The sequence below is a fragment of the Marivirga sp. genome (assembly GCF_024636815.1).
Classification (GTDB): domain Bacteria; phylum Bacteroidota; class Bacteroidia; order Cytophagales; family Cyclobacteriaceae; genus Marivirga.
On sequence record NZ_JAGXGF010000230.1, the window covers coordinates 65,638 to 87,072 of the forward strand.

General features: G+C 34.7%; 12 protein-coding genes. 7 read left to right on the forward strand and 5 right to left on the reverse strand.

From position 1 onward, the window contains the following. The first annotated feature begins 24 nt into the window (after positions 1-24). A complete protein-coding gene (locus Q0L29_RS16700; protein WP_296623487.1) occupies positions 25-1,026 on the forward strand; it encodes an NADP-dependent oxidoreductase in 1,002 nt (333 codons plus the stop codon). Between the two features lie 44 nt (positions 1,027-1,070). On the opposite strand, the gene Q0L29_RS16705 is transcribed toward Q0L29_RS16700, so the two are convergent. Together Q0L29_RS16705 and pckA are read right to left on the reverse strand one after the other, a co-directional pair. Next, complete coding sequence (locus Q0L29_RS16705; protein ID WP_296623489.1) at positions 1,071-1,730, reverse strand: peptidoglycan DD-metalloendopeptidase family protein; 660 nt, start codon at positions 1,728-1,730, stop codon at positions 1,071-1,073. Between the two features lie 79 nt (positions 1,731-1,809). After that, positions 1,810-3,432 (reverse strand): phosphoenolpyruvate carboxykinase (ATP), encoded by a 1,623-nt coding sequence (gene pckA, locus Q0L29_RS16710; RefSeq protein ID WP_296623490.1) that lies wholly within the window; start codon positions 3,430-3,432, stop codon positions 1,810-1,812. A 223-nt stretch (positions 3,433-3,655) separates the two neighbouring features. Here pckA and Q0L29_RS16715 point away from each other — a divergent pair, with 223 nt between their 5' ends. The 4 genes from Q0L29_RS16715 to Q0L29_RS16730 all read left to right on the forward strand — a co-directional run bounded on the left by Q0L29_RS16715 (position 3,656) and on the right by Q0L29_RS16730 (position 6,733). Next, positions 3,656-5,158 carry a peptide MFS transporter gene (locus Q0L29_RS16715; protein WP_296623493.1) on the forward strand — a complete coding sequence of 501 codons (1,503 nt, stop codon included), beginning with the start codon at positions 3,656-3,658 and terminating at the stop codon, positions 5,156-5,158. A gap of 100 nt (positions 5,159-5,258) precedes the next feature. Beyond that, positions 5,259-5,801, forward strand: coding sequence for a SiaB family protein kinase (locus Q0L29_RS16720; protein WP_296623495.1), 543 nt, complete (start codon positions 5,259-5,261; stop codon positions 5,799-5,801). Positions 5,802-5,812: 11 nt separating this feature from the next. Beyond that, complete coding sequence (locus Q0L29_RS16725) at positions 5,813-6,193, forward strand: DUF1987 domain-containing protein (RefSeq protein WP_296623497.1); 381 nt, start codon at positions 5,813-5,815, stop codon at positions 6,191-6,193. 6 nt (positions 6,194-6,199) lie between these two features. Beyond that, positions 6,200-6,733, forward strand: a complete 534-nt coding sequence (locus Q0L29_RS16730; protein ID WP_296623499.1) for a hypothetical protein — start codon at positions 6,200-6,202, stop codon at positions 6,731-6,733. On the opposite strand, the gene Q0L29_RS16735 is transcribed toward Q0L29_RS16730, so the two are convergent. Both Q0L29_RS16735 and Q0L29_RS16740 read right to left on the reverse strand, forming a co-directional pair. Continuing rightward, the gene (locus Q0L29_RS16735; RefSeq protein WP_296623500.1) at positions 6,730-7,764 is read right to left on the reverse strand and encodes a type IX secretion system membrane protein PorP/SprF; all 1,035 of its coding nucleotides are present in this window, start codon (positions 7,762-7,764) and stop codon (positions 6,730-6,732) included. The genes Q0L29_RS16730 and Q0L29_RS16735 overlap by 4 nt on opposite strands. Before the next feature lie 50 nt (positions 7,765-7,814). Next, positions 7,815-14,639, reverse strand: coding sequence for a PKD domain-containing protein (locus Q0L29_RS16740; RefSeq protein ID WP_296623502.1), 6,825 nt, complete (start codon positions 14,637-14,639; stop codon positions 7,815-7,817). A gap of 451 nt (positions 14,640-15,090) precedes the next feature. On the opposite strand from Q0L29_RS16740, the gene Q0L29_RS16745 reads away from it, so the two are divergent. Continuing rightward, a complete protein-coding gene (locus Q0L29_RS16745; RefSeq protein ID WP_296623504.1) occupies positions 15,091-15,585 on the forward strand; it encodes a hypothetical protein in 495 nt (164 codons plus the stop codon). 157 nt (positions 15,586-15,742) lie between these two features. Here Q0L29_RS16745 and hrpB read toward each other — a convergent pair whose 3' ends face one another. Continuing rightward, complete coding sequence (hrpB, locus tag Q0L29_RS16750; RefSeq protein WP_296623506.1) at positions 15,743-17,866, reverse strand: ATP-dependent helicase HrpB; 2,124 nt, start codon at positions 17,864-17,866, stop codon at positions 15,743-15,745. 204 nt (positions 17,867-18,070) lie between these two features. Between hrpB and Q0L29_RS16755 the strand changes: the two genes are divergently transcribed. Continuing rightward, on the forward strand, positions 18,071-20,926 hold the full coding sequence (locus tag Q0L29_RS16755; protein WP_296623508.1) for a pitrilysin family protein: 2,856 nt from the start codon (positions 18,071-18,073) through the stop codon (positions 20,924-20,926). Positions 20,927-21,435 lie beyond the last annotated feature (509 nt).

Sequence of the window (21,435 nt, forward strand, 5' to 3'; positions counted from 1 at the left end):
AGTTGATAAGTAAAGAGAGAAGAGATGAAGGCATTACAGATAATGGGCTATGGAGATATAGCAAAGAACGTTGAATTTAATGAGGTTGAAACACCACGATTTTCTGAAAACCAAGTATTAATTGAAATTCATGCTGCGAGTATAAACCCAATAGATTTTAAAATAATCGAGGGGGCAATGAAAAGCATTGAGAAATTGTCTTTTCCGGCTCCAGTTGGATTTGATTTGGCTGGGAAAGTAGTCGATAAAGGAGATATGGTCACTGATTTTAATCTTGGTGATGAAGTTTTTGCTAGAGTACCAACAGATGCACCTGGGACTTTTGCTGAAATGATCGCAGTTGATCATCAGGCAGTTTGTCAAAAACCATCAAATCTATCTTACATAGAGGCTGCAAGTATTCCATTAGTTGGATTGACCACAGTTCAATCTTTTCAAAAGGCACAGCTTAAATCAGGCGATAAAGTATTGATTCACGCAGGTTCTGGTGGAGTTGGTTCTTTTGCTATTCAATATGCTAAGACTAAGGGAGCATATGTATATACCACTACAAGTTCAAAAAATGTTGAATGGGTGAAAGATTTGGGTGCTGACCGAGTAATTGATTATAAAGAGGAAGATTATCTCGAGATCATAGAGGAAGTTGATATAGTATATGATACACTTGGTGGCGATTATACCAAAGATGCATTTAAAATCCTTAAAGACGGTGGTAGTGTTGTGAGCATTGCTGGTGATCCCGATAATGAAACAGCTAAAGATTTAGGTTTAAATGGATTGATTCGATTCTTACTTAAGCTGAAACGATTTAAATTAGACAAACTAGTTAAGGAAAAGGATGCTTATTATAAATTCGTAATGATGCATGCGGATGGAGCACAGCTAGATGAAATTAAAGAACTTATTGAAAATAATTACATAAGAGCTATTATAGATAGAGAATATCCATTTACAGAAGTGGCAAAAGCTTTAGAATATGTCAAAAAAGGGCATACTGAAGGGAAAGTAGTTTTGAATATGAAATAATATCTAACTCCTGGTTGAAGACTGGGAGTTTTTATTCTTGCTTTTTAAGCATCTTCAATTAGAAAAATGTTAGGGTCAGGACATAATTTTTTAAAATGTTCTAACTCTGAAGGTGCACAAACACCTGGAAAATCACCATTTTTATCCTGTATATCTGAAATGAGTTGGAAATGAAGGTGAGGTGGCCAATCGCCATTTTCGGGAAATGGACCTAATTCACAGAATTTTTCTCCTTTTTTAAGGATATCACCTTTTTCTAAATTACTCAAACTTTTTAAACTGAGATGTCCATATAGAGTATAAATGATTTTACCATTTAGTTCATGTTCGAGAATAATAGTTGGACCGTAATCTCCAAAATTATTGTTATATGCGAAACTATGTACTTTGGCATCCAATGGTGAATAAAGTGGATGAAATGCTTCACACCAAACATCAACACCCAAGTGCATACAGCGAGATTCGCCTTGCTGAAAATGAGTACTTCTTTGATAAATCATACGGTTTTCTAGATATCCGCCATGACCATATTGCTTTTCTTTTTGTTTTAAAAAACCAAAAACATAATCATTAAATATAGGAGTAGATTGAAGATCAAGCTTTAGCAAATCATTGTTTTGATTAGAGAAATCCAACAACAGACTGTTTTGCTGATTTAGCCATTCACCCATCACAGGAAAAAGGAAGTTTTGGTCTATTTTCATTTATTATTTTTTGTAAAACAAAACTGCCGTGAGCAATAACTCCCACGGCAGCACAATTTAACTTAACTGAAAAATAAAATTAGAATTTAGATAAATTCTGTTTTGGAGCTCCTGCCATAATCTCTTCATTGGCAAAATCTTCAAATTTTTTGAAGTTCTCATTGAATTCATTAGCGAGTTTATTCGCCATTTCATAATAACCTTTGTCATTTTTCCATGTTTCTCTCGGGCTTAATACCTCAGAAGGAACATCAGGACAGGTAGCAGGAATAGCACATCCAAAAATTGAGTGGTTTCTATAACCTACTTCATCCAATCCTCCATTAAGAGCTGCAGTAATCATCGCTCTGGTATATTTCAATTTCATTCTTGAGCCTACTCCATAAGGCCCACCAGACCAGCCTGTGTTTACTAACCAAACAGTTACTTTTTGCTCATCCATTTTCTTCCCTAACATTTCTGCATATTGCGTTGGGTGTAATGGAAGAAAAGGAGCTCCAAAACAAGCACTGAATACTGTTTGAGGTTCTGTGACACCTGCTTCTGTTCCTGCGACTTTAGCAGTGTAACCCGAAATGAAGTGATACATTGCCTGTCCTTTAGAAAGTTTTGATATTGGAGGTAAAACTCCATATGCATCACAAGTCAAAAAGAAAATATTTTTTGGAACGCCACCTATAGAAGGAGATACAGCATTATCAATATGATGAATAGGGTAGGCAGTTCTGGTATTTTGCGTTACTTCTGTGTTTTCATAATCAACCGTTCTAGTGCCTGGAATAAAGCGAGTATTTTCTACTATAGCTCCAAATTTAATGGCCTTAAAAATTTGCGGTTCTTTTTCTTCAGTTAAATCAATGGTTTTAGCATAACAGCCTCCCTCAAAGTTGAATACCCCATTTTCCGTCCAGCCATGTTCATCATCACCAATCAAACCTCTATTTTCATCAGCAGATAAAGTAGTTTTACCGGTTCCTGACAAACCAAAGAAAATAGCCGTATCTCCATCTGCTTTTTCACTCATATTAGCTGAGCAATGCATGGATAGTACTTTGTGGTCAGTTGGTAAAGTATAATTCAAGACAGAGAATATGCCTTTTTTCATTTCTCCAGCATAACCAGTACCACCAATTAAAATAATATTTTTTGTGAAATTAACAATGGCGAAATTTTTCTGGCGAGTTCCATCTTTTTCAGGGTCAGCTTCAAATTCCGGAATATTGATAATAGTGAAGGTCGGTTCAAAAGTTTCTAATTTATATTTTTCGGGTCTTAGAAACATATTGTAGCAAAACAAATTATGCCATGCTTGAGTATTTACTACTCTTAAATTTAATCGGTAAGTTTTATCAGCACCGGCATAAGCGTCTCTTACATAAACTTTTTTGTTCTCAAGAAATTTGAGCATTTTTTCATGAAGGGCATCGAATTTATCCGGGTCAAATGGAATATTTATATCTCCCCACCAAACGGTATCTTTTGTTCTATCATCTTTAACGATGAATTTATCTTTTGGAGAACGGCCTGTAAACTTTCCTGTGTCACACATTAAGGCACCAGTATCTGTAAGTACCCCTTCTTCGTTTGCCAATGCATGTTCTGTTAATTCTGCTGGGCTAAGGTTCCAATAAGCTTCAGCTACATTTTTTAATCCCAGGCTTTCTAAACCAGATTTAGCGGATTTTAATCCAAATTCCTTCATATTTTTATTATTTTGCTAGGTAATACATGGTTCTGTTGGCAAAGTTAAAGAATTTACCTTGCCTAAAAAGTAATTTTTTAATCATTTACAAATGTCACCATAGTGTACTAAATACACTTTCTATCGAAAAATAAGCCGATTTTTACTTCTGATTTGTTTTAATGAAATACCCGTATTAGATTTAGCATTTCAATTTTTAAAATATTGTTAACTTATAGATAATATGAATTCCGAAAAAACTTTTTTTGGTCACCCGAGAGGATTGGCAACCTTGTTTTTCACAGAATTTTGGGAACGCTTTAGTTATTATGGTATGCGAGCCCTTTTGGTTCTCTTCATGGTGGCTTCCATTGAAACAGGTGGCTTAGGACTAGATGATAAGTCAGCTACAGCAATTTATGGTCTTTATACTATGTTTGTTTACCTTTTAGCACTTCCTGGTGGTTGGTTAGCAGATAGATTTTTTGGATTACAAAAGGCTGTTTTGTACGGTGGAATTATCATAGCATGCGGTCATTTTGCAATGGCAATTCCAACTCAAGAGTTTTTCTTTATAGGGTTAATTTTAATTGTTATTGGAACAGGTTTATTAAAACCTAATATAAGTAGTATAGTAGGAGGACTTTATAAAGATAATGAACCAGCCAGGAGAGATGCTGGTTTTTCTCTCTTTTATATGGGGATTAATTTAGGAGGCTTTATTGCTCCATTGATTACTGGTTATTTAGGGGAAAGTGTAAACTGGCATTATGGTTTTGCAGCGGCAGGTTTTGGAATGTTGTTGGGTGTAATTCAGTATAGAGCATCCTCAAAATATTTAGGTAATATAGGTGCACAACCCGAAGGATACGACCCTGCAAATGAAAAACAAATTGCATTTAGAAAAAAAGTCAAGTTGGGAATATTTGCATTTTTAGGTGCACTAATCATTTTAGTTTTATTGACCACCTTAGGATATATTGACATTAATGTGGTAAGTGTTGCTAACATAGCTTCATATGTTGTGGCTTCTACTTTAGTTTTGTTTTTTGTAAGCATTTATTTGTTTGGAGGGTTAAATAAGGATGAAAAGAAAAAAATAGGGGCAATTGCTATTTTATTAGTTTTTTCAGCTATTTTTTGGTCAGGTTTCGAGCAAGCAGGCTCTTCTTTAAATCTATTTGCTGAAAGATATACTGACCGTATGATTGGGGGATGGCAAATGCCAGCTTCCTATTTACAAAGCGTTAATCCACTTTTCATTATAGTATTGTCTCCCGTTTTTGGATGGCTTTGGATACAATTAGCTAAAAGGAATCTTAATCCAAGCATTCCGTTGAAATTTGCTTTTGGACTTATTTTCCTAGGTTTAGGGTTTGCCACTATGATTATTGCAGCCTATTTGTTGCTTTCTGCGGATACTGTTTTGCCAACCTGGTTATTAATCACTTATTTCTTGCATACTACAGGTGAATTATTCTTAAGCCCAGTTGGCTTAAGTGCTGTGACAAAACTAGCTCCAAAGCGATTGGTAGGTCAAATGATGGGAGCATGGTTCATGTCTGTAGCATTTGGTAACCTGATTGCAGGATTAGTTGCAGGTCAATTTGATGAAAAAGCCATAGCAAAAGATCCAAGTTTATTACCTGATATATTCCAATTCATTACTATCTTTATTGTTGGAGCAGGGATATTAGCTTTAATTTTCACCCCATTGATTAGAAAATTGACAGGTAATGTACATTAATTTAATTTCAACCAATTCATTTAATTATTATATTCTTTCAAAAAATAATTGTAATTTGACATTTAAAGAATTTTAATTCATTGTTTCCCATTTGGAGAAAATGTTAGATACCTTACATAAGTTTAAGAACCTTAAAGAAAGCGAAAAATTATTGCTTGGTTATCAGGGTGTTATAACTGATAGTTTGACCAATAACCTTTTAGCCATAGCTGAAAACAAATTAGCTATGGTTGAATATAATTCGCGCATAAAAAAGAAGGTGTTTAATATTTTGGTAGAGGTTTTACAAAATATTTATCATAATCAAGAGGAGATAAAAGATTCTGAGAAAGATCTTCAAGAAATAATGGTTATGGTTGTAAAAAAATCTACTTCCTATGAGATCATTTCTGGAAATTATTTGAAACAAAAGGACACAACTCACCTTAAAAAGCGCATTGAGGAAATAAACGAATTTTCCAATGAAGAGCTTAGAGCTAGATATAGAAGTAAATTGGACGAAGGTGTATTTACTGATACTGGAAGAGCCGGACTAGGAATAATGGATATGGTAAGAAAATCAGGTCAACCCTTGGAATTCGGATTTAAAACCGTCAATAAAGATTACGCTTATTTCAGTTTGCAAGTGAATGTTAAACATTAAAAGTAAATAATATGGATGCTTATTACTTAGAGGCTACACCTAAGACACCAAAGCTTGATTTTAATCCGGATGCCGAAACATTTTTAATATCCGGAAGGTCAATTCCAGAGAATTCTATCGAGTTTTATAAGCCTTTGCTCGATTGGTTGGATAAATATGTTCAGAATCCGCTGGAATCTACTACTTTTGAGATTAAATTGGAATACTTTAACACCAGCTCTTCAAAATGTCTAGTAGAGATATTCCGAAAGCTTGAGAAAGTCAATGCAGACGGTAAGTCTATTACTATCGATTGGTATTATGAAGAAGAAGATGAGGACATGGAAGAATCTGGTGAAGATTTCAAGCAAATCATCAAAGTGCCATTTAAAATGATAGAGATTAAAGAATAAGAGAATATGGCAAAGAACTTTACCCAATTAGATGTATTTCAGGCTGAGATTGACTTTTTAAATGAAATTCGAGTTTTAGCAGAGGATGATAATATCTCAACGGAAAAGGTAAAGGAGAACTATAAATTATTATGCGATAAATATGACCGTTTGATAGGAGAAGCTAAGCTGCTAACTTCAGTAAGTGACCGTTTACATTCAAAACTTAATGAAGCGAATGAAAAGCTTAAAAACCAATCAGACGAAATAAATAAAATTAATGATGATTTAAAAGTTAATAATCAACTTTTACAAGATACTATAGATCAGTTAGTGAAAGCTAAAGTAGGTAGAAAAGCATCTTCAATAGTACTTTTAATTGCCATAGTTTTATTCATAATTTCTGAAGGATTTCTCGAACCATTTGTAGAGACAAGAGTAGGAAATGAACAAATAGGTTTTATCTTCAAACTTGGTATTGCGGTATTATTAAAGCCTATTGATGTTTTAGTAGAAAGATATATGATGCGAAAAGCGCTAAAACAAAGAAATAATTCTTAAAAAGTAGGGCAAGGAATAAATTCTTTTTTTCGTTTCTTCCTAAGCTCAGCCTCAAAGTCAAATATTATTGATATTTCATGAGCACCACCTGCCGCCCCTCCAAACTCTGAGATTGTAAAATCATAACTGTATCCAACTTGAAAATCCGGATACATCAGGCCAAATTTAAAAACAAGCGCATCTCTGTCATATAAACCTTCATTAGGATCAGTTTTTTTAAATGGAACTCCTCTATACCATAGGCCTGCTGAAATAGGGTCATAGTGCCAATTTATTCCAATATCCAATTGATCATTTATACCTTGGCGTTTATATACAAAGGATGGAGCAATACTTGAAACATTATCCATTTTTTTCAGCCCTCTGTAAAGTGGAATTTTAATTCCCCCATGAATGCTGATCTTCATGTTTAAAGGATTAGAATCTCCAATTAATGACATTTCAGGCTCCGTAATATGATGTAATGCAAAACCAGCCCAAAGTGATTTACTGTAAAGCAACATTCCTCCAGAGAAATCAAAAAACTGAATATTTTGAATATTTGCCAGTTCCGAATCAAAAGAAACTCCTCTATTATCTAAAAGTTGGTCTCCTAAAGTAAGCCCGTTTTGATTTAAGCCTGTAAAATTATAGGCAAATTGTATGCCCGTACTCAATACTAATTTGTTGCCTAATGGGACTCTGTAGGAATATAAAAAACTGGCATTTGTATTCCCTAAATTACCCGAACCGGCTACATCTCTTGTGAGCATTAACCCGAATCCACTACTTAAATAATCCAGGTTATAATCATAAGCTAGTGCATTTGTCACAAAAGCTTTAGGTAAATTTGGCCATTGTATTCTAGAGTTAAGCGTAACTCTATGCATTTTTCCTAAACCTGTGAAGGCAGGGTTTAGATACAGGGGTGATTCATGATACTGAGAAAATTGAAAGTCCTGTGCTTTGCTTTCATTTACATAAAATGAAAGGCAGCTTAGCAAGCATACAATAAGTAATTTATCTAAGCTATTTATTTTATTCCTATCCATTCATTTTCTTGTTCAAAGCTTAAAAATATTGACCAAATGGCTAACAAAATTTACCTGATGAGTGTAATGTCGCCCAGTTTTGTTTCTCTACGTCCATTTTCATATACCAATTCTAATCGATATACATAAACTCCTTGTGGCATAAGTACTCCATTATAATACCCATCCCAACCAATGTTCTTATCATTGGATTCAAATAACAATTCTCCCCATCTGTTATATATTTTCATATTAAATTGAGAGACACCCTCTACTTTCGGTAAGAAAAAATCATTCTGAAGAGGGTTTGAACTTGCAGTTCCCGGCCCTGCTCTGCTAGGTGTAAATGCATTTGGAACGTCTGATTTTCCACCTAATAACACTTGAACCTGAGAACTTAAACTTATGGAATCAGTACATCCTGTTTCTGTATTAATGGCGATCAAAGTGATATCATAAATGCCACTATCAGGATAAGCGTGAATTGGCTCAAATTCAAAAGATTCATTTCCATCTCCAAATTTCCAAATATATTCATCTGCCCCTTCACTAAGGTTAACAAATCGAACCTCTTCTCCAGTAAAAACTTGCCGATATTCGTCCGGAATAGTAAATGATGCCTGTGGGGTAGCAAATACTGTTATAAATTCCTCTTTCAGCATTTCAGTTCTTTGTCCCGTGATATTGCTGGCGGATAATGTTACAGTATAGGTTCCCGGATTTCGATAAACATGAGTAGGGTTCTCCACTGCTGAAACTCTCTGCCCATCCCCAAATTCCCATTGATATGTAGATGGATCTGCGAATTGGGTTAAGTTTTCAAATTCAACAACCAATGGTAAACAACCTTCTTTAGGTGTGGCATCAAAATCGACTATAGGAGGAATTGCGCCAATGCTAACATTAATTTGATACGTGTCCATGCATTGGCCATTGGTAGCTGTCATTCTTATTACAAAATCGCCATATGTTCCATAATCATGTGGGGAAGGGTCTACTTCATTCGATATAGTGCCGTCACCGAAATCCCATTCATATTCCCATTCATTTTTATTAGTAGTATTGTTTGTTATAGTGACGATGCTTTCCGGTAATACCATTGTTTCAGGGGAAGCTTCAAAACTTGCTTCAAGCTGAGGATAAACATCTTTTAATACAGTTCCACTCACAGTACCAGTGCAACTTTCCGGTGAATTGCTGTCCACTACAGAAATTAAGGAGTAGGTGGTTGTAGTTGTTGGGAATACAGGTTCAAAATGCCTGTTAAATGAGGTTGTGAATGTAAAGTTTTGATTTCCATCTGTATAAGTTATGGTCCATGGGCCAACTCCACTTTGGTCAAAAATTAAGTCTGTCACTTCTCCATTACAAGTAACATCGTTTCCGGAAATTTCAGAAGTAGGTAAATTATTGACATTAATACTTACAGGCGCTCCTAAACTATTACCAGAGCATCCTCTATTGTCTATTAATTGAATAACCCTATAAACCGTAGACATTTCAGGAGATAAGGTAACGGATTGTCCATTTTGAAGATTATTATATTCTAGTGTATCCTGGTTGGCAGTCATCATCACATCAAAAGGACCATCACCTGTAAAATTGAATGATATTGGACTGCTATCTCCTAAGCATATTGTATTGTTTCCTGCAATTTCCACTTGTGGTCTATCATAAGAAGTTACAATAGCTGTCCCTGAAATATCTCCAGTACAATTTGGGGTATTTGAATCACGTACATCAACCAGAGTATAGTTGGTTGTACCAGTATTAGGAAAAACTTCGAAATTATGCACATAAGTGTCATTTTCAGGGTCGTGACCAGCTGGTGGTGTTATATTTGGAATGGTAAATGCGTTGTTCCCATCAGTATAACGAATTGTCCAAGGAGCATATCCCGTTAATTCTATTCCTAATTCAACACTTTCATTTGCACATACATCATCAATATTTCCAAATATGTTGGCAGTTGGTTTCGGATTAATACTTACCGTTACGGTGCCCTCAACAGTACCGCTACAAACCGGAGTGTTGCTGTCTGTAACCGATACTAATTCATAAGTTGTATTTTCCGTTGGGCTAACTTCTAATTGATAAACAGGGGAACTGATATTTTCTATTATATAATTGGAGGTTTGATCTGTGTAAACCACTTCCCAAGGACCAATACCAGTTAAATTAATAAATATATTAGCATTTCCATCTTCGCATATAATAGCATCACCAGAGATGCTTGCGGTTGGTGCAAAATTAACATTAACAAATGCATTTCCACTGACGCTTGCAGCATTACAATTAGGATACTGCCTGTCAATCACATCTAATACAAAATAATTTCGAGATTGGGTAGGGGTTATGGTTTCAATATGGCCATCATTAATATTTTCCAAGGTATCGTTTTCAATACCATCACTATAAACTACATCGAAGCCTTGGGATCCTTCACCCTGCAAATCAAATATCAGACTGGTTTCATCGCCCGGACATATTGTATTTGGACCATTTAGGCTTAGGGTAACTGAAGGACCCGTAAGCACAGTGACTGATAAAACACTAGGTTCTCCTAAACAACCATTATCATTTACTTCAGTTACTTTAACATCTCCTGAAAAAGAACTGAAATTAATTTTAATTTGATTTCCATTGGTATTTATATCACTAATAAATGCCCCAGATGGTAATTGCCAATTGTAAGTTGAGCCCATTGTATGAGGAATACTGTAGACTACTTCTTGTTGAAAGCTGCATACTTCATCAGGACCTGTGATATTTGGTGTTGAAAATGCGGGAAATACAGTGATTTCCTTAACATCAGCTGTGTCACGACAACCTCCTTGACCTTGAACAATATATAGTATTTCCCAAATTTCTGTAGAGGCCGTGTTATTCTCTAAAAGTTCAGTTACTGTCCCATTGGAAGCCACAGTAGATGCAAAGGTATTCCATGCAGTTTCTCCTTGTAGTCTTTTAAAATATTCATGTCCATCATTAATGTTAGTTCCTAAGGAAGAACTAGTGAAAGTAACATTGAGTGGATCACAACCTTGATCAGTACTTGCATTAAATTGTGCTTGTAACCGTGGATATAGGTCAATAATTTCAGAGGCACTTATGCTACAATTGTCAGGAGTTTGAGCTGTTAAAGTAATAGTATAGGTGTCATTACCAAAAAAACTTGCACGATTACTATATTCATGATGTACAGCGGTATCTTGATCTGTTATAAGACTAGATCCATCTCCCCAATTCCAAGTGAACTCAGTTCCTGTAGGAACATTAATAGAGGTAAAATCAAATGTAAAATTATAATCTTGCTGGCAAGCAGGGTTTGTAGAAGTAACTTCAAAATCAATTTCAGGCTCCTGATAAACCCTAACTATTACGGTGGAATCTTTTGAACATCCAGCAAAAGTTTCGCCTATTATAGTTACTTCATAATCAATAAAGGGAGCTTCTGTATTTTCCAAGGCAGGAATTGAGAAGTTATTGTATCCGTTTGGATCAGATGGGCCTTTAACAATCGGCCCGGTATTAAAAACTAAATCACCATTTGGTTTTTTTACTTCCAAAGAAAGATTAAAATTTCTACCTGAAGGTAAAGTACTTGATTCGTCAATAATTGTAACATCCAAAGGTCCGCAACCCTGGGTAATATTTGTTCTAAAGCCTATCTCTGGCGTTTCTCCAACTGTGAGGCTTATAGACGGATCAGAGGCTACATCACAAGTGCTTGGCAATAATGCATTCAATCTTATTTCATAATTTGCTGAATCTGTAAATTCATATTCAAATATATCTGCTGGATTTTCTGCACTAAAATCCTCATTTCCAGTTAAGGTATTTCCATCAATAATAGTAGTGGAACCATCGTCTAAGTTTGATATAACTAATTCCCATTTAGTATCGGCTGGAACGGGATCAGTAGTTCTATTTACAAATCCAAAAGTGGTAGGAGCACAGAATTCATTCCCAATGGTATCCAGTTCTATATCAATATCCTCTTTTGGTAAAATTATATCATTAAAAGGATCTGATAAATCACTTTGGCAATTAAAAGGGTTTTCTGTTTGTAATCTTACTTCAACATTTACATCCGGGTCACCAATATCTGGTCGAGCATAACTCACCCAAAAATCAACCCCATCGTTTTGAGTTTTAATTGTATCAGCAATAGGCTGAACTTGCCAATCATAAACCAATAAGCCAGGTTGAACGGCTTCAAAATAATAGGTGACTGAATCACAGGTTACTAACGTGTCAATGGGCATAAACTCTGAAGTGGGTTTTGGAAGAACTCTAACAGTTCGTTGAGAATTGTTTATGCAAACCCCATCTACATAAGGTTGTAAAATTACTGTATAATTTATTGCTGCTATACTTGGGTAATTATTGAAAAATTCAAAAGTGAATTTATCATAATCTGGGTTTCCAAATTCAGTTGTGTCTCCACCTAATAGGGTAGAGCCATCAAAAACTTCCCAAACCAAAGAATCTCCAGGATCCAACAGATTATTGGTTGGATTGTCAATTTGAAAATAAAATTCTGTAGGAGAACAGTAATCAATTAAAGGATCGTAAGCATTCGTATAAGTTGATTCATCAAAAACGTTAAATCCGGAACCATCTCCAGGTAAGACTGTCACTACGATAGGAGTACTTAAGATATCGCACCCATTATCTCCATTCGCGACTAATTGAATGGTGTAAGTTGCATTTGAGCCTGTATTGTTAAAGAAAATGTTTGGTGAAACTGATTCATTTGCCTCACCCGGAGCCCCAATAGAACGATAAACGGTATTTCCTAGGCTATCAATTTGTAATTGATAATCAACCGGATTTACAGAGATATCATTCATTGATTCATCAGTGATATTTGTAAAAGTTAAAAGTGTTCCTGGGCAAATTGGATCTCCATTATATATATCTCCAGCTAATTTTCCTTCGTAGTCATTAGTGTAAGAAGCTTCAAGGTCTGAATTGGGATTATATAGAACATTTATTGTTTCAGTGTTTATGACACTTTCACAGCCATTAGTTGAATTTACCCTAAGTGCTACATCATAAGTACCAGCAACACCTAAATTATAATCAAATGTATTGTTGTTATTTCTTGTTAAATCGACATTAAATGTAACCCCATCATAATCAAAATCCCATTCATAGGTATTAATATCATCTCCATTAATAACAATGGGAATATTTGAGTTACCGGGATCAAACTCAGTATCATTTCCTTCGCAAATTTCATTTGCTGTGAAATCAGCAATTGGTTGATCATAGATTGTAAATGTATAATCATCAAAAGTTGAACAAGCCGTAACATTATCTTCTGAAATCAATCTGGCACGATAAATACCTGGTTTAGTTAAGTTTAATGTTATACTATTATTAGTTGAAGAAAATGTGCTGTCGGGGTTTGCAGGAATAGAACCCACTGTGGTTCTCCTTCGAAATAATTGCCATTCTAAACTAAAACCATTTCCAGAATTATCAACTGTATTTCCTGAGTTCAATTCTAATGTACTGGTTGTGAAATCATTTATACATATTTCCGATGAATTATTAGTACCTAGATTTCCTTCAAAATCATAATCTATTATGGCTGTTGGTGCGGAAGTTATAGTGATTAGCTCATCGATTGTATTGATACATGTACCTGTAGCATCTTGATCTTCAATATAAAGCCTTACTAATTTATCCCCACCAGAAAAACCGTTTGTTGTGGCAGGGGGGATTTGTGCATTTATATTTGCATTGAAATTTCTAGAATAAATTAAGGCCTCAGCATCATTGTTACCGTCAAAAACTTCCCATCTATACTCAAAGTTACCGGTACCTCCTGTGGTAGCTCCATTTTGTCTTAATCTGATTTCATCTCCCGGGCAAAAGTTAGAAGTAATGGTGTTGTTTTGGTTTCGGAATTCTAATGTAGTGGTGGGATCACCGACAATTAAAATCCTCGCAGTTTCCATAATGGCGTCACCATAATTTGGACTAGCGGCATTACCATTGTAAGGATTACAAGTATTCCAATTAACCATTGTTACTTCAAAATAATCGTTTTCTACATTTGAAGGGTTGTCTGCCAAGTTAAAAGGAAAAGTTTCGGATATTGGATTATCGGCTGGGAAAGGAACTTCCTCAACTGGTCCGAAATAGGTTCCGGTCATGGTGTTTATAGTCGTTGTTCCGTTTAACGAACCAGCGCCATCAGTTAGATTGACAACACCGCCATTATTTAAGGTTAGATTTTTTATACCTTGAGCTGCATTATGGTTCGTACCATAAATAAATTGAACATACCGAGGTTGTCTATTAGGATCATCTGGCTCTACATTAATGTTACAGTTAAACGTAGAATTGTCTGCAAATCTAATATTAGTAAAACCATCACCCTCACAAACATTGAACTCGTCAGGATTAATTGCGATAATACCCCCGAAATCATTATCTGCACTCCAACTATTAACCGTTTGAGGCTGGATAGATCCTGCACATATGGTTCCATCTACACTGATAATTGCAAAAGGTTCAAATCTACAAGATTCATTTGTAGGATAGGGGAATGAGCCTACTGCTTGAAAATCTCTGTCTCCATTTGAAACTGTTAAGCCACCATTTGCTACAGTAAAAGATGTAGTACTATTTCCAGGATCATCCCATTCAATAACAATTTCAATATCATTAATATTTTGTGGAATTGAAAATTTATAGGTTATATCAAAACTAGTTACTTCAACGGGTGCACATTGACCGGTGGTTTGGAAATCAATGGTTACATTATTTGTTAACGCAGAACATTGTGAATACCCTTTATTGAAGCTTACTAAATTTAGTAATACAGTAAATAGTATTAAAAATAAATAGGTTATATAGCCTTCTGATTTAAACATCATACAAACATACTTATTTAATTTAGTCCTCAAAAAACATATTTTTATCGAATAATACATCTTATTTATCGAAACGACTAATACGTAAAAGAAGTTTAAGAATGCTTTGTAAGCTTATTTATGTACTTATCTGTTTTTTTTACAAACGTATAGGTTCTTAAACTTACAAGCTACTGCTTGAAAACCTGGTGAAATTTCAGTAGTTAAAATTCTTATATATGAATTTTGATAGATTAATCTTTAATATTTTTATCTTACAGAACACAAGCTGTTATAAATAATAAGTTCTAAATCGAAGACTTTACATTTATATATATGTTATTTTCGATTTTTCTAGCCTATGACCAATCTAGAATTAGGTACTTGAGAATTATTAACTATTGTATGATTAGTTTTTTATTAAATCTTGGCACAATTTTTAATTCATGGAGTATTTAAATATTATATTTGCCCAATGAAGAAATTTTTGTTTCCACTTATCATTATTTTATTTCTTTTTTCTTGCCTACCGGATGAGCCTACTTTTGAAGCCTTTAGAAGAGCAGAGGTGCAAAGATTATTGTCCAATCAAGAAGCTAAAAGATGGTTGTTAGAAGAAAGAATCCTTTTTAATGAAGCTGTAAGCTTCGATTCTTGCGAAATCCCCAGACAATTGATTTTTAATTTCACTTCTGCTACCAACGATAAAGATTCGCTATTCTATATAAACCCTGCAGATACATGTGGAAGCATAACTGACACGCTAAAAGGCTTTTGGTTCGTACCTCGCACTCTTACGCCTGAAACAGCAATTGATACAGTAGTTTTTGTTTGGCAAACAACCGATACTGCATATTTTCAAATAGATAATATCAATCCTGTAAGTTTTGAAATTAAAACCATCTTTGAGGAAGATAGTTTATTTGAGAATTTTACCCATTTCCCTCTTAATTCTGATGATGAAGAATAAGCCTAACTTTACAATCTTGTCTCAAGATTGCAAATAATTTTTTTGCGGACGGTTTATACGTCTAATCGCTAAAAGGTCATTTCTAATATTATCGGTCAGACCAAAGAAATCTTTGTGCTTTTGTCTGGAAATCGGACGGTAATTTTAAAAATCAAGCCTAAATTAAATTTTGAAGAATAGCTTTAAGGGATATATTCTGAAGACTCCTAAAGATATCTTCTTCATTTTCTATAGCTTCAGGTAGCCATTTTTCTGCAGTAATTCCCAGAAAAGCTAAATTAATCTCTGCATATTCTACATCACCTTTCTGGTTTTTTAATTGCTCTAGATAGTTGAAAAATTTATCATCAGCTTTTAATATTTCTTCATAGTGGAGCTGAATTGCTTTAATAATGGCTTTCCTTTTTTCTTGTGGATTAGGTTCATCATCTAATTCCTCTCTTTTTAATGTGATGTTCCCTATACTTAAATCATTACTGACTATAAATTCATCATCTTCAAAATCCCATTGAACATTCCTCCTGTTTTTGACTAAGGGCATGAGATCTTTAGGATTTAAAGGTGCAGCTAAAAATATTTTACCCATTCCACTGCGTGCATCCATATTAGCAACGGTCAGCCAGCTTTCATTTGCCAATTCATCTTTATGACCTATAGCGGCTATGCTTCCATTAGATAATTGAAATTGTGCATTATTCCCTCTTTTTGCTGATGCTATTCTATCAGGATAGGCCATCGCCAATAAAAATCCTATAGCATAAGGGTCCACTTCCTTATTTTCTTCCTCTATTTTAAAAAGTGCTCGGTAGGATTGAGCAATTTTCTCAATTTTCTTAAAATTTCTCCCTAATCTTTTTTCATTTCTTAAGGTTCGTAATAATTGAATCCTTTCACTTATATCTGCGCCAGCTTTTTTATATAATGGATCTTTTTCTTCCAGAATAGAAGCCAAATCAATGGCTAAGGATAGGTTTTCGGTAGATTTCACCAGCATGTGAGCCAAGCGCGGATGGCAGGGCAATTGGTGCATTTGCTTACCTATTTCAGTAATAGTTTTGTTTTCGTTTATTGCTTCAAGATCAATTAGCAAATTTTCGGCATAAATCAGCTTATCTAATGGGGGAGGTGTCAGCCAAAATAATCTCTTACTTTCCTCAATATTTCTTGCGGCCAAATCAAGTTTTAGGTTTGCCAAATCAGCATGTAGAATTTCAGCTAATCGGTGACTTGGTTTTATCTTTTGATCAGCTTCTGTCCACATTCTATAACATTTTCCCGCTGCTAATCTGCCTGCTCTTCCTGCTCTTTGAGTAGCTTCATCTTGTGAAATGGATTGAGTTTTTAAACTATTTAAAGCGGTGTTGGGATCGAAAATGGAATTCTTTTTCAAACCGGTATCGATCACTACTTTTATGCCTTCAATCGTTAAACTGGTTTCTGCTATGGATGTAGCCAAAACAATTTTTCTTTTCCCTTGTGGGTGGGGTTGTATAGCCGCCCATTGTTTATGCCAAGCCAGTTGACCATAAAGTGGGTAAATTTCTGCTTTCACTTTTGATTTTCTCAGTAAATCCTGAATGGCTAAAATTTCACCTTGACCAGGTAAAAAGACCAAAATATCACCTTCATCCTCCTTTAAAGATTTCTTTACTTGCTCTGCTGTCAATTCAGCTAGTAATCTTTGATCTACATTTCCAGCATAAACAATATCAACTGGAAATTGCCTTCCTTTGCTTGCTACAACCTTGGCATTTAGTGCCTTTGACAACAGTTCCTGGTTTAAAGTTGCAGACATAATCAATAATTTCAGATCAGGTCTTGAGTTTTGTTGTGTGAAACGGGCTAAAGCCAATGCCACATCTGCGTGTATACTGCGTTCATGAAACTCATCAAAAATAATAATGGCCACATCCTTTAAATCCGGATCACTATCCATCATTTTATTTAAAATGCCTTCTGTGACCACTTCAATGATGGTTTCATTAGATATTCTAGTTTCAAATCGAATTCTATAGCCAACGGTATTTCCGACTTCCTCTCCTAATAATTGAGACATTCTTTGGGCAATGGATTTAGCTGCTAATCGTCTCGGCTCCAGCATGATAATCTTTTGTCCTTTATCCTTTAGAATTTCTAAAAGGGCTAAAGGAATAATGGTACTTTTTCCCGCTCCAGCCTCAGCATTAAGGATCAGGTTTTGTTCGTTTTTTACTTTTTGGATTACTTCTGGTAGGATATCAACTATGGGTAAGTTGATTTTCGTTAAATCTAATGTTGGCATTCCACAAAGTTAATTGACTGGCATGAAATTGTCATGAAGATGCATATTTTAATAATAAAATTTAATTTTTATGAATATGTGATTTGTTTTTTGCTTTCCATTTAATACCATTTAACCGTTTTCTTTTCCGTTGATATAGTATCAATTCGGTTTTTAGTTTAAAAATATCTTAATTAACTACCAAATTAAAACTTAATAGTTAATATGAGAAAATTATCAACTTGGTCATTAATCCTTTTTATTGGTATAATGGCGGCTTGTCAACCAAGCGAAAAGTCGGACGATAAAGCAGAATTGTCCATTGATTATGAAAAATACGTACTTCCAAATGGCTTGGAGGTGGTTCTTCACGAGGATAAATCAGATCCTATTGCAGCAGTTGCCATACAAATGCATGTAGGTTCAAGTCGTGAAAAACCTGGAAGAACTGGTTTTGCTCACTTTTTTGAGCATATGTTGTTCCAAAAATCAGAAAATGTTGAAGAAGGCGCATTCTTTAAAAACATTAATGATTTAGGAGGAACTTTTAACGGTGGTACCTGGACTGACGGTACAGTTTATTATGAAGTTGTTCCTAAGGATGCATTGGAAAGAATTTTATGGATGGAAGCTGATAGAATGGGTTTTTTCATTAATGCGGTAACCAAAAAAGATTTAGAGGACGAAAAACCTGTTGTTCAGAATGAAAAAAGACAAAGAGTGGACAATCAGCCTTACGGTCACAGAAGTTATGTAATTAAAAAAGCTTTATATCCTGAAGGCCACCCATATAACTGGGAAGTAATTGGTGAATTGGAAGATTTACAAGCGGCTACTTTAGGTGATGTAAAGGAATTTTATAATAACTGGTATGGGCCCAATAATGCTACAATAGTTGTAGCAGGTGATTATGATAAAGAGCAAGTGAAAGCTTGGATAGAAAAATATTTTGGAGAGATAGAATCAAGAGGAAATGATGAGGTAATGTCTCCAAAACCAGTAACATTGGAAGCAACGAAAAAGCTTTATCATGAAGATGATTATGCTAAAGTTCCTGATTTAAGATTAGTATTTCCAACTGTGGAAGAATACCATCCTGATTCATGGGCATTATCTGCTTTAGCTGAGATTTTAAGTCAAGGTAAAAGAGCTGTTTTATACAAAAAGTTAGTGGAAGAAACGGAATATGCTCCAAGCGTATTTGCTTATAACAGTTCAAGTGAGCTAGCTGGTGAATTTAATATTGGAATTCGCGCTAAAGATGGAGTAGACTTAGACTCAGTATATGCAGCAGTTCAAGAAGCATTCGCTGAATTTGAAAAGGATGGATTCTCAGAAAAAGACTTGCAAAGAATTAAAGCAAGACAGGAAACCAGCTTTTATAATGGTATCTCAAGTATCTTAGGAAAGGCCTTTCAATTGAGTAACTACAATGAATTTAAGGGTGATCCTGGATATATTACGGAAGACATCAATAATATCTTAGCTGTTGAGAAAGAAGATGTTATGCGTGTTTATAATGAATATATTAAAGATAAACCTGCAGTGATTACTAGTTTTGTACCAAAAGAACAATTGGATTTAATTGTTGAAGGTTCTGAAAAAGCAACTGTTAAAATAGAGGAAGTAAAGCCAATGGATGATGCTTCTATGGCAGATTTAGACAAAGACGCTGAGTATGAAAAAACACCTAGTGAAATTGACAGAAGCAAAGAGCCAGAATTAGGTGACATGCCTTTAATTACGCCTCCAACAATTTATGAAGCTAAATTGGCAAATGGTATGGAGATTTTAGGTATCCAAAATAATGAATTGCCATTAGTGAATTTCAGCATCAGATTAAAAGGTGGTGGATTATTAGATGATCCTAACAAATCAGGTGTTGCAAATTTATTTACTGATATCATGCAGGAAGGAACTAAAAACAAAACTCCTGAAGAATTGGAAGATGCAATTGGTCAGATTGGTGCCAATATTGGAATGTACACTGGAAATGAGGAAATCGTAATTTATGGTAATTGCTTAGCTCGTTATTTTAATGAGACAGTAGCCATAATTGAAGAAATGATGTTAGAGCCTCGTTGGGATATGGAAGAATTTGATAGATTGCAAAAGGCTCAAATTAATAATATCAAGCAAAGAAATGCTAATCCTAATGCAATTGCAGGAACTGTAGCTAACAAAATCACTTACGGTGAAGATCACATTTTTGCAAAGCCATTGAGTGGTACTGTAGAATCAGTGGAATCTATCATGATGGATGATTTGAAAGCCTATTATGAAAAGAATTTCTCACCTAGTGTGGCAAGTATGCAAATTGCTGGAAGCGTAACTCAAGACCAAGTTAAAAAAGCGTTTTCAGGATTAAATGAAAAATGGGAAGCTAAGGAAGTAACATTCCCTGATTATGAAATGAAAGCTGTGGATGAGGAAGGTAAAATCTATTTTGCTAATTTCCCTAATGCTAAACAATCTGTAATCAGAATGCAGAGATTAGCAGTGGAAAGAAGTCATCCTGATTATTATCCATTAACTGTTGCTAATTATGGTTTAGGAGGAAATTCAGGAGGAAAGCTTTTTCAAGTATTAAGAGAAGAAAAAGGTTATACTTATGGAGCTTACTCAAATATTAGTTCTAGTACTCTAAAAGCACCTTTTGCGGCATATTCAAGTGTTAAAACAAACACTACAGCTCAATCAGTTGCTACTTTTAAAGAAGTAATAGAGGATTACAAGCAAAATTATGATTCAGCCGAATTAGAAAAAGCAAGAACTGCATTAATCCGAAAAGAGGCTAGAGAATATGAAACCTTAGGACAAAAACTAAGTGTGTTACAGCAGATATCTTCATATGGTTTACCAAAAGATTTCATTAAGAAAAATCAAGAAAAATTGAAAGGCTATACTGTAGAGGATATGAAGAAAATCATGGATCAATATATCAATGTTGATCAAATGAATTATATCATCGTAGGCGATGCTGAAACTCAACTTGAAGGTGTAAAAGCACTTAACATCAAGCAAGTTGTGAAAGTTGATGAGGATGGTAATCCTGTTGACAACAAAATAGAATCAATGTAAATTGGAAGTTTAAATTGAAACTATAAAGGCTGGGATGATTCATTCCAGCCTTTTTTTGTTGTTTTAAATAATTAAGGATTATAGAATCGCAGCTTATGTGTTCTGTGCGTTCCCGATTAAAATACGGGACAGGCTATCCCTTCGCAGGAAGGAATCTTGTAATATTGAAACAACTTTCAATTATCTTTTAGGTTTAAGAATTTAGCCAAAGGATTCTTTCAGTCTGTTTTATTTCTTGCCTTTCTAAAATTTTAACCAAAGGTTAAAATCAACAGATCCCTTTCTACAAAGGGATGACGGTCTATTCTAACAGATTGCTTAATTGAAATAAAATCAAACTAGATTTAAATTGATGATGTAAGTTTACTTAATAACCTGAGTTCGATTCTTATTTAGGATTCAGAACGTCTATAAATAGTGAGTTTCAACTAAAAATTCTGAAACAATAGCAGGCTATTGCAAGGGGTTTTTAGGAAGAAAATCGCTGTTTATAGGCGGAAAGGGGAAAA

Bases quoted from the DNA above. Each gene is read 5' to 3' on its own strand.
- Q0L29_RS16700 (WP_296623487.1), top strand. From the start codon at position 25: ATGAAGGCATTACAGATAATGGGCTATGGAGATATAGCAAAGAACGTT.
- Q0L29_RS16705 (WP_296623489.1), bottom strand. From the start codon at position 1,730: ATGAAAATAGACCAAAACTTCCTTTTTCCTGTGATGGGTGAATGGCTA.
- pckA (WP_296623490.1), bottom strand. From the start codon at position 3,432: ATGAAGGAATTTGGATTAAAATCCGCTAAATCTGGTTTAGAAAGCCTG.
- Q0L29_RS16715 (WP_296623493.1), top strand. From the start codon at position 3,656: ATGAATTCCGAAAAAACTTTTTTTGGTCACCCGAGAGGATTGGCAACC.
- Q0L29_RS16720 (WP_296623495.1), top strand. From the start codon at position 5,259: ATGTTAGATACCTTACATAAGTTTAAGAACCTTAAAGAAAGCGAAAAA.
- Q0L29_RS16725 (WP_296623497.1), top strand. From the start codon at position 5,813: ATGGATGCTTATTACTTAGAGGCTACACCTAAGACACCAAAGCTTGAT.
- Q0L29_RS16730 (WP_296623499.1), top strand. From the start codon at position 6,200: ATGGCAAAGAACTTTACCCAATTAGATGTATTTCAGGCTGAGATTGAC.
- Q0L29_RS16735 (WP_296623500.1), bottom strand. From the start codon at position 7,764: ATGGATAGGAATAAAATAAATAGCTTAGATAAATTACTTATTGTATGC.
- Q0L29_RS16740 (WP_296623502.1), bottom strand. From the start codon at position 14,639: ATGATGTTTAAATCAGAAGGCTATATAACCTATTTATTTTTAATACTA.
- Q0L29_RS16745 (WP_296623504.1), top strand. From the start codon at position 15,091: ATGAAGAAATTTTTGTTTCCACTTATCATTATTTTATTTCTTTTTTCT.
- hrpB (WP_296623506.1), bottom strand. From the start codon at position 17,866: ATGCCAACATTAGATTTAACGAAAATCAACTTACCCATAGTTGATATC.
- Q0L29_RS16755 (WP_296623508.1), top strand. From the start codon at position 18,071: ATGAGAAAATTATCAACTTGGTCATTAATCCTTTTTATTGGTATAATG.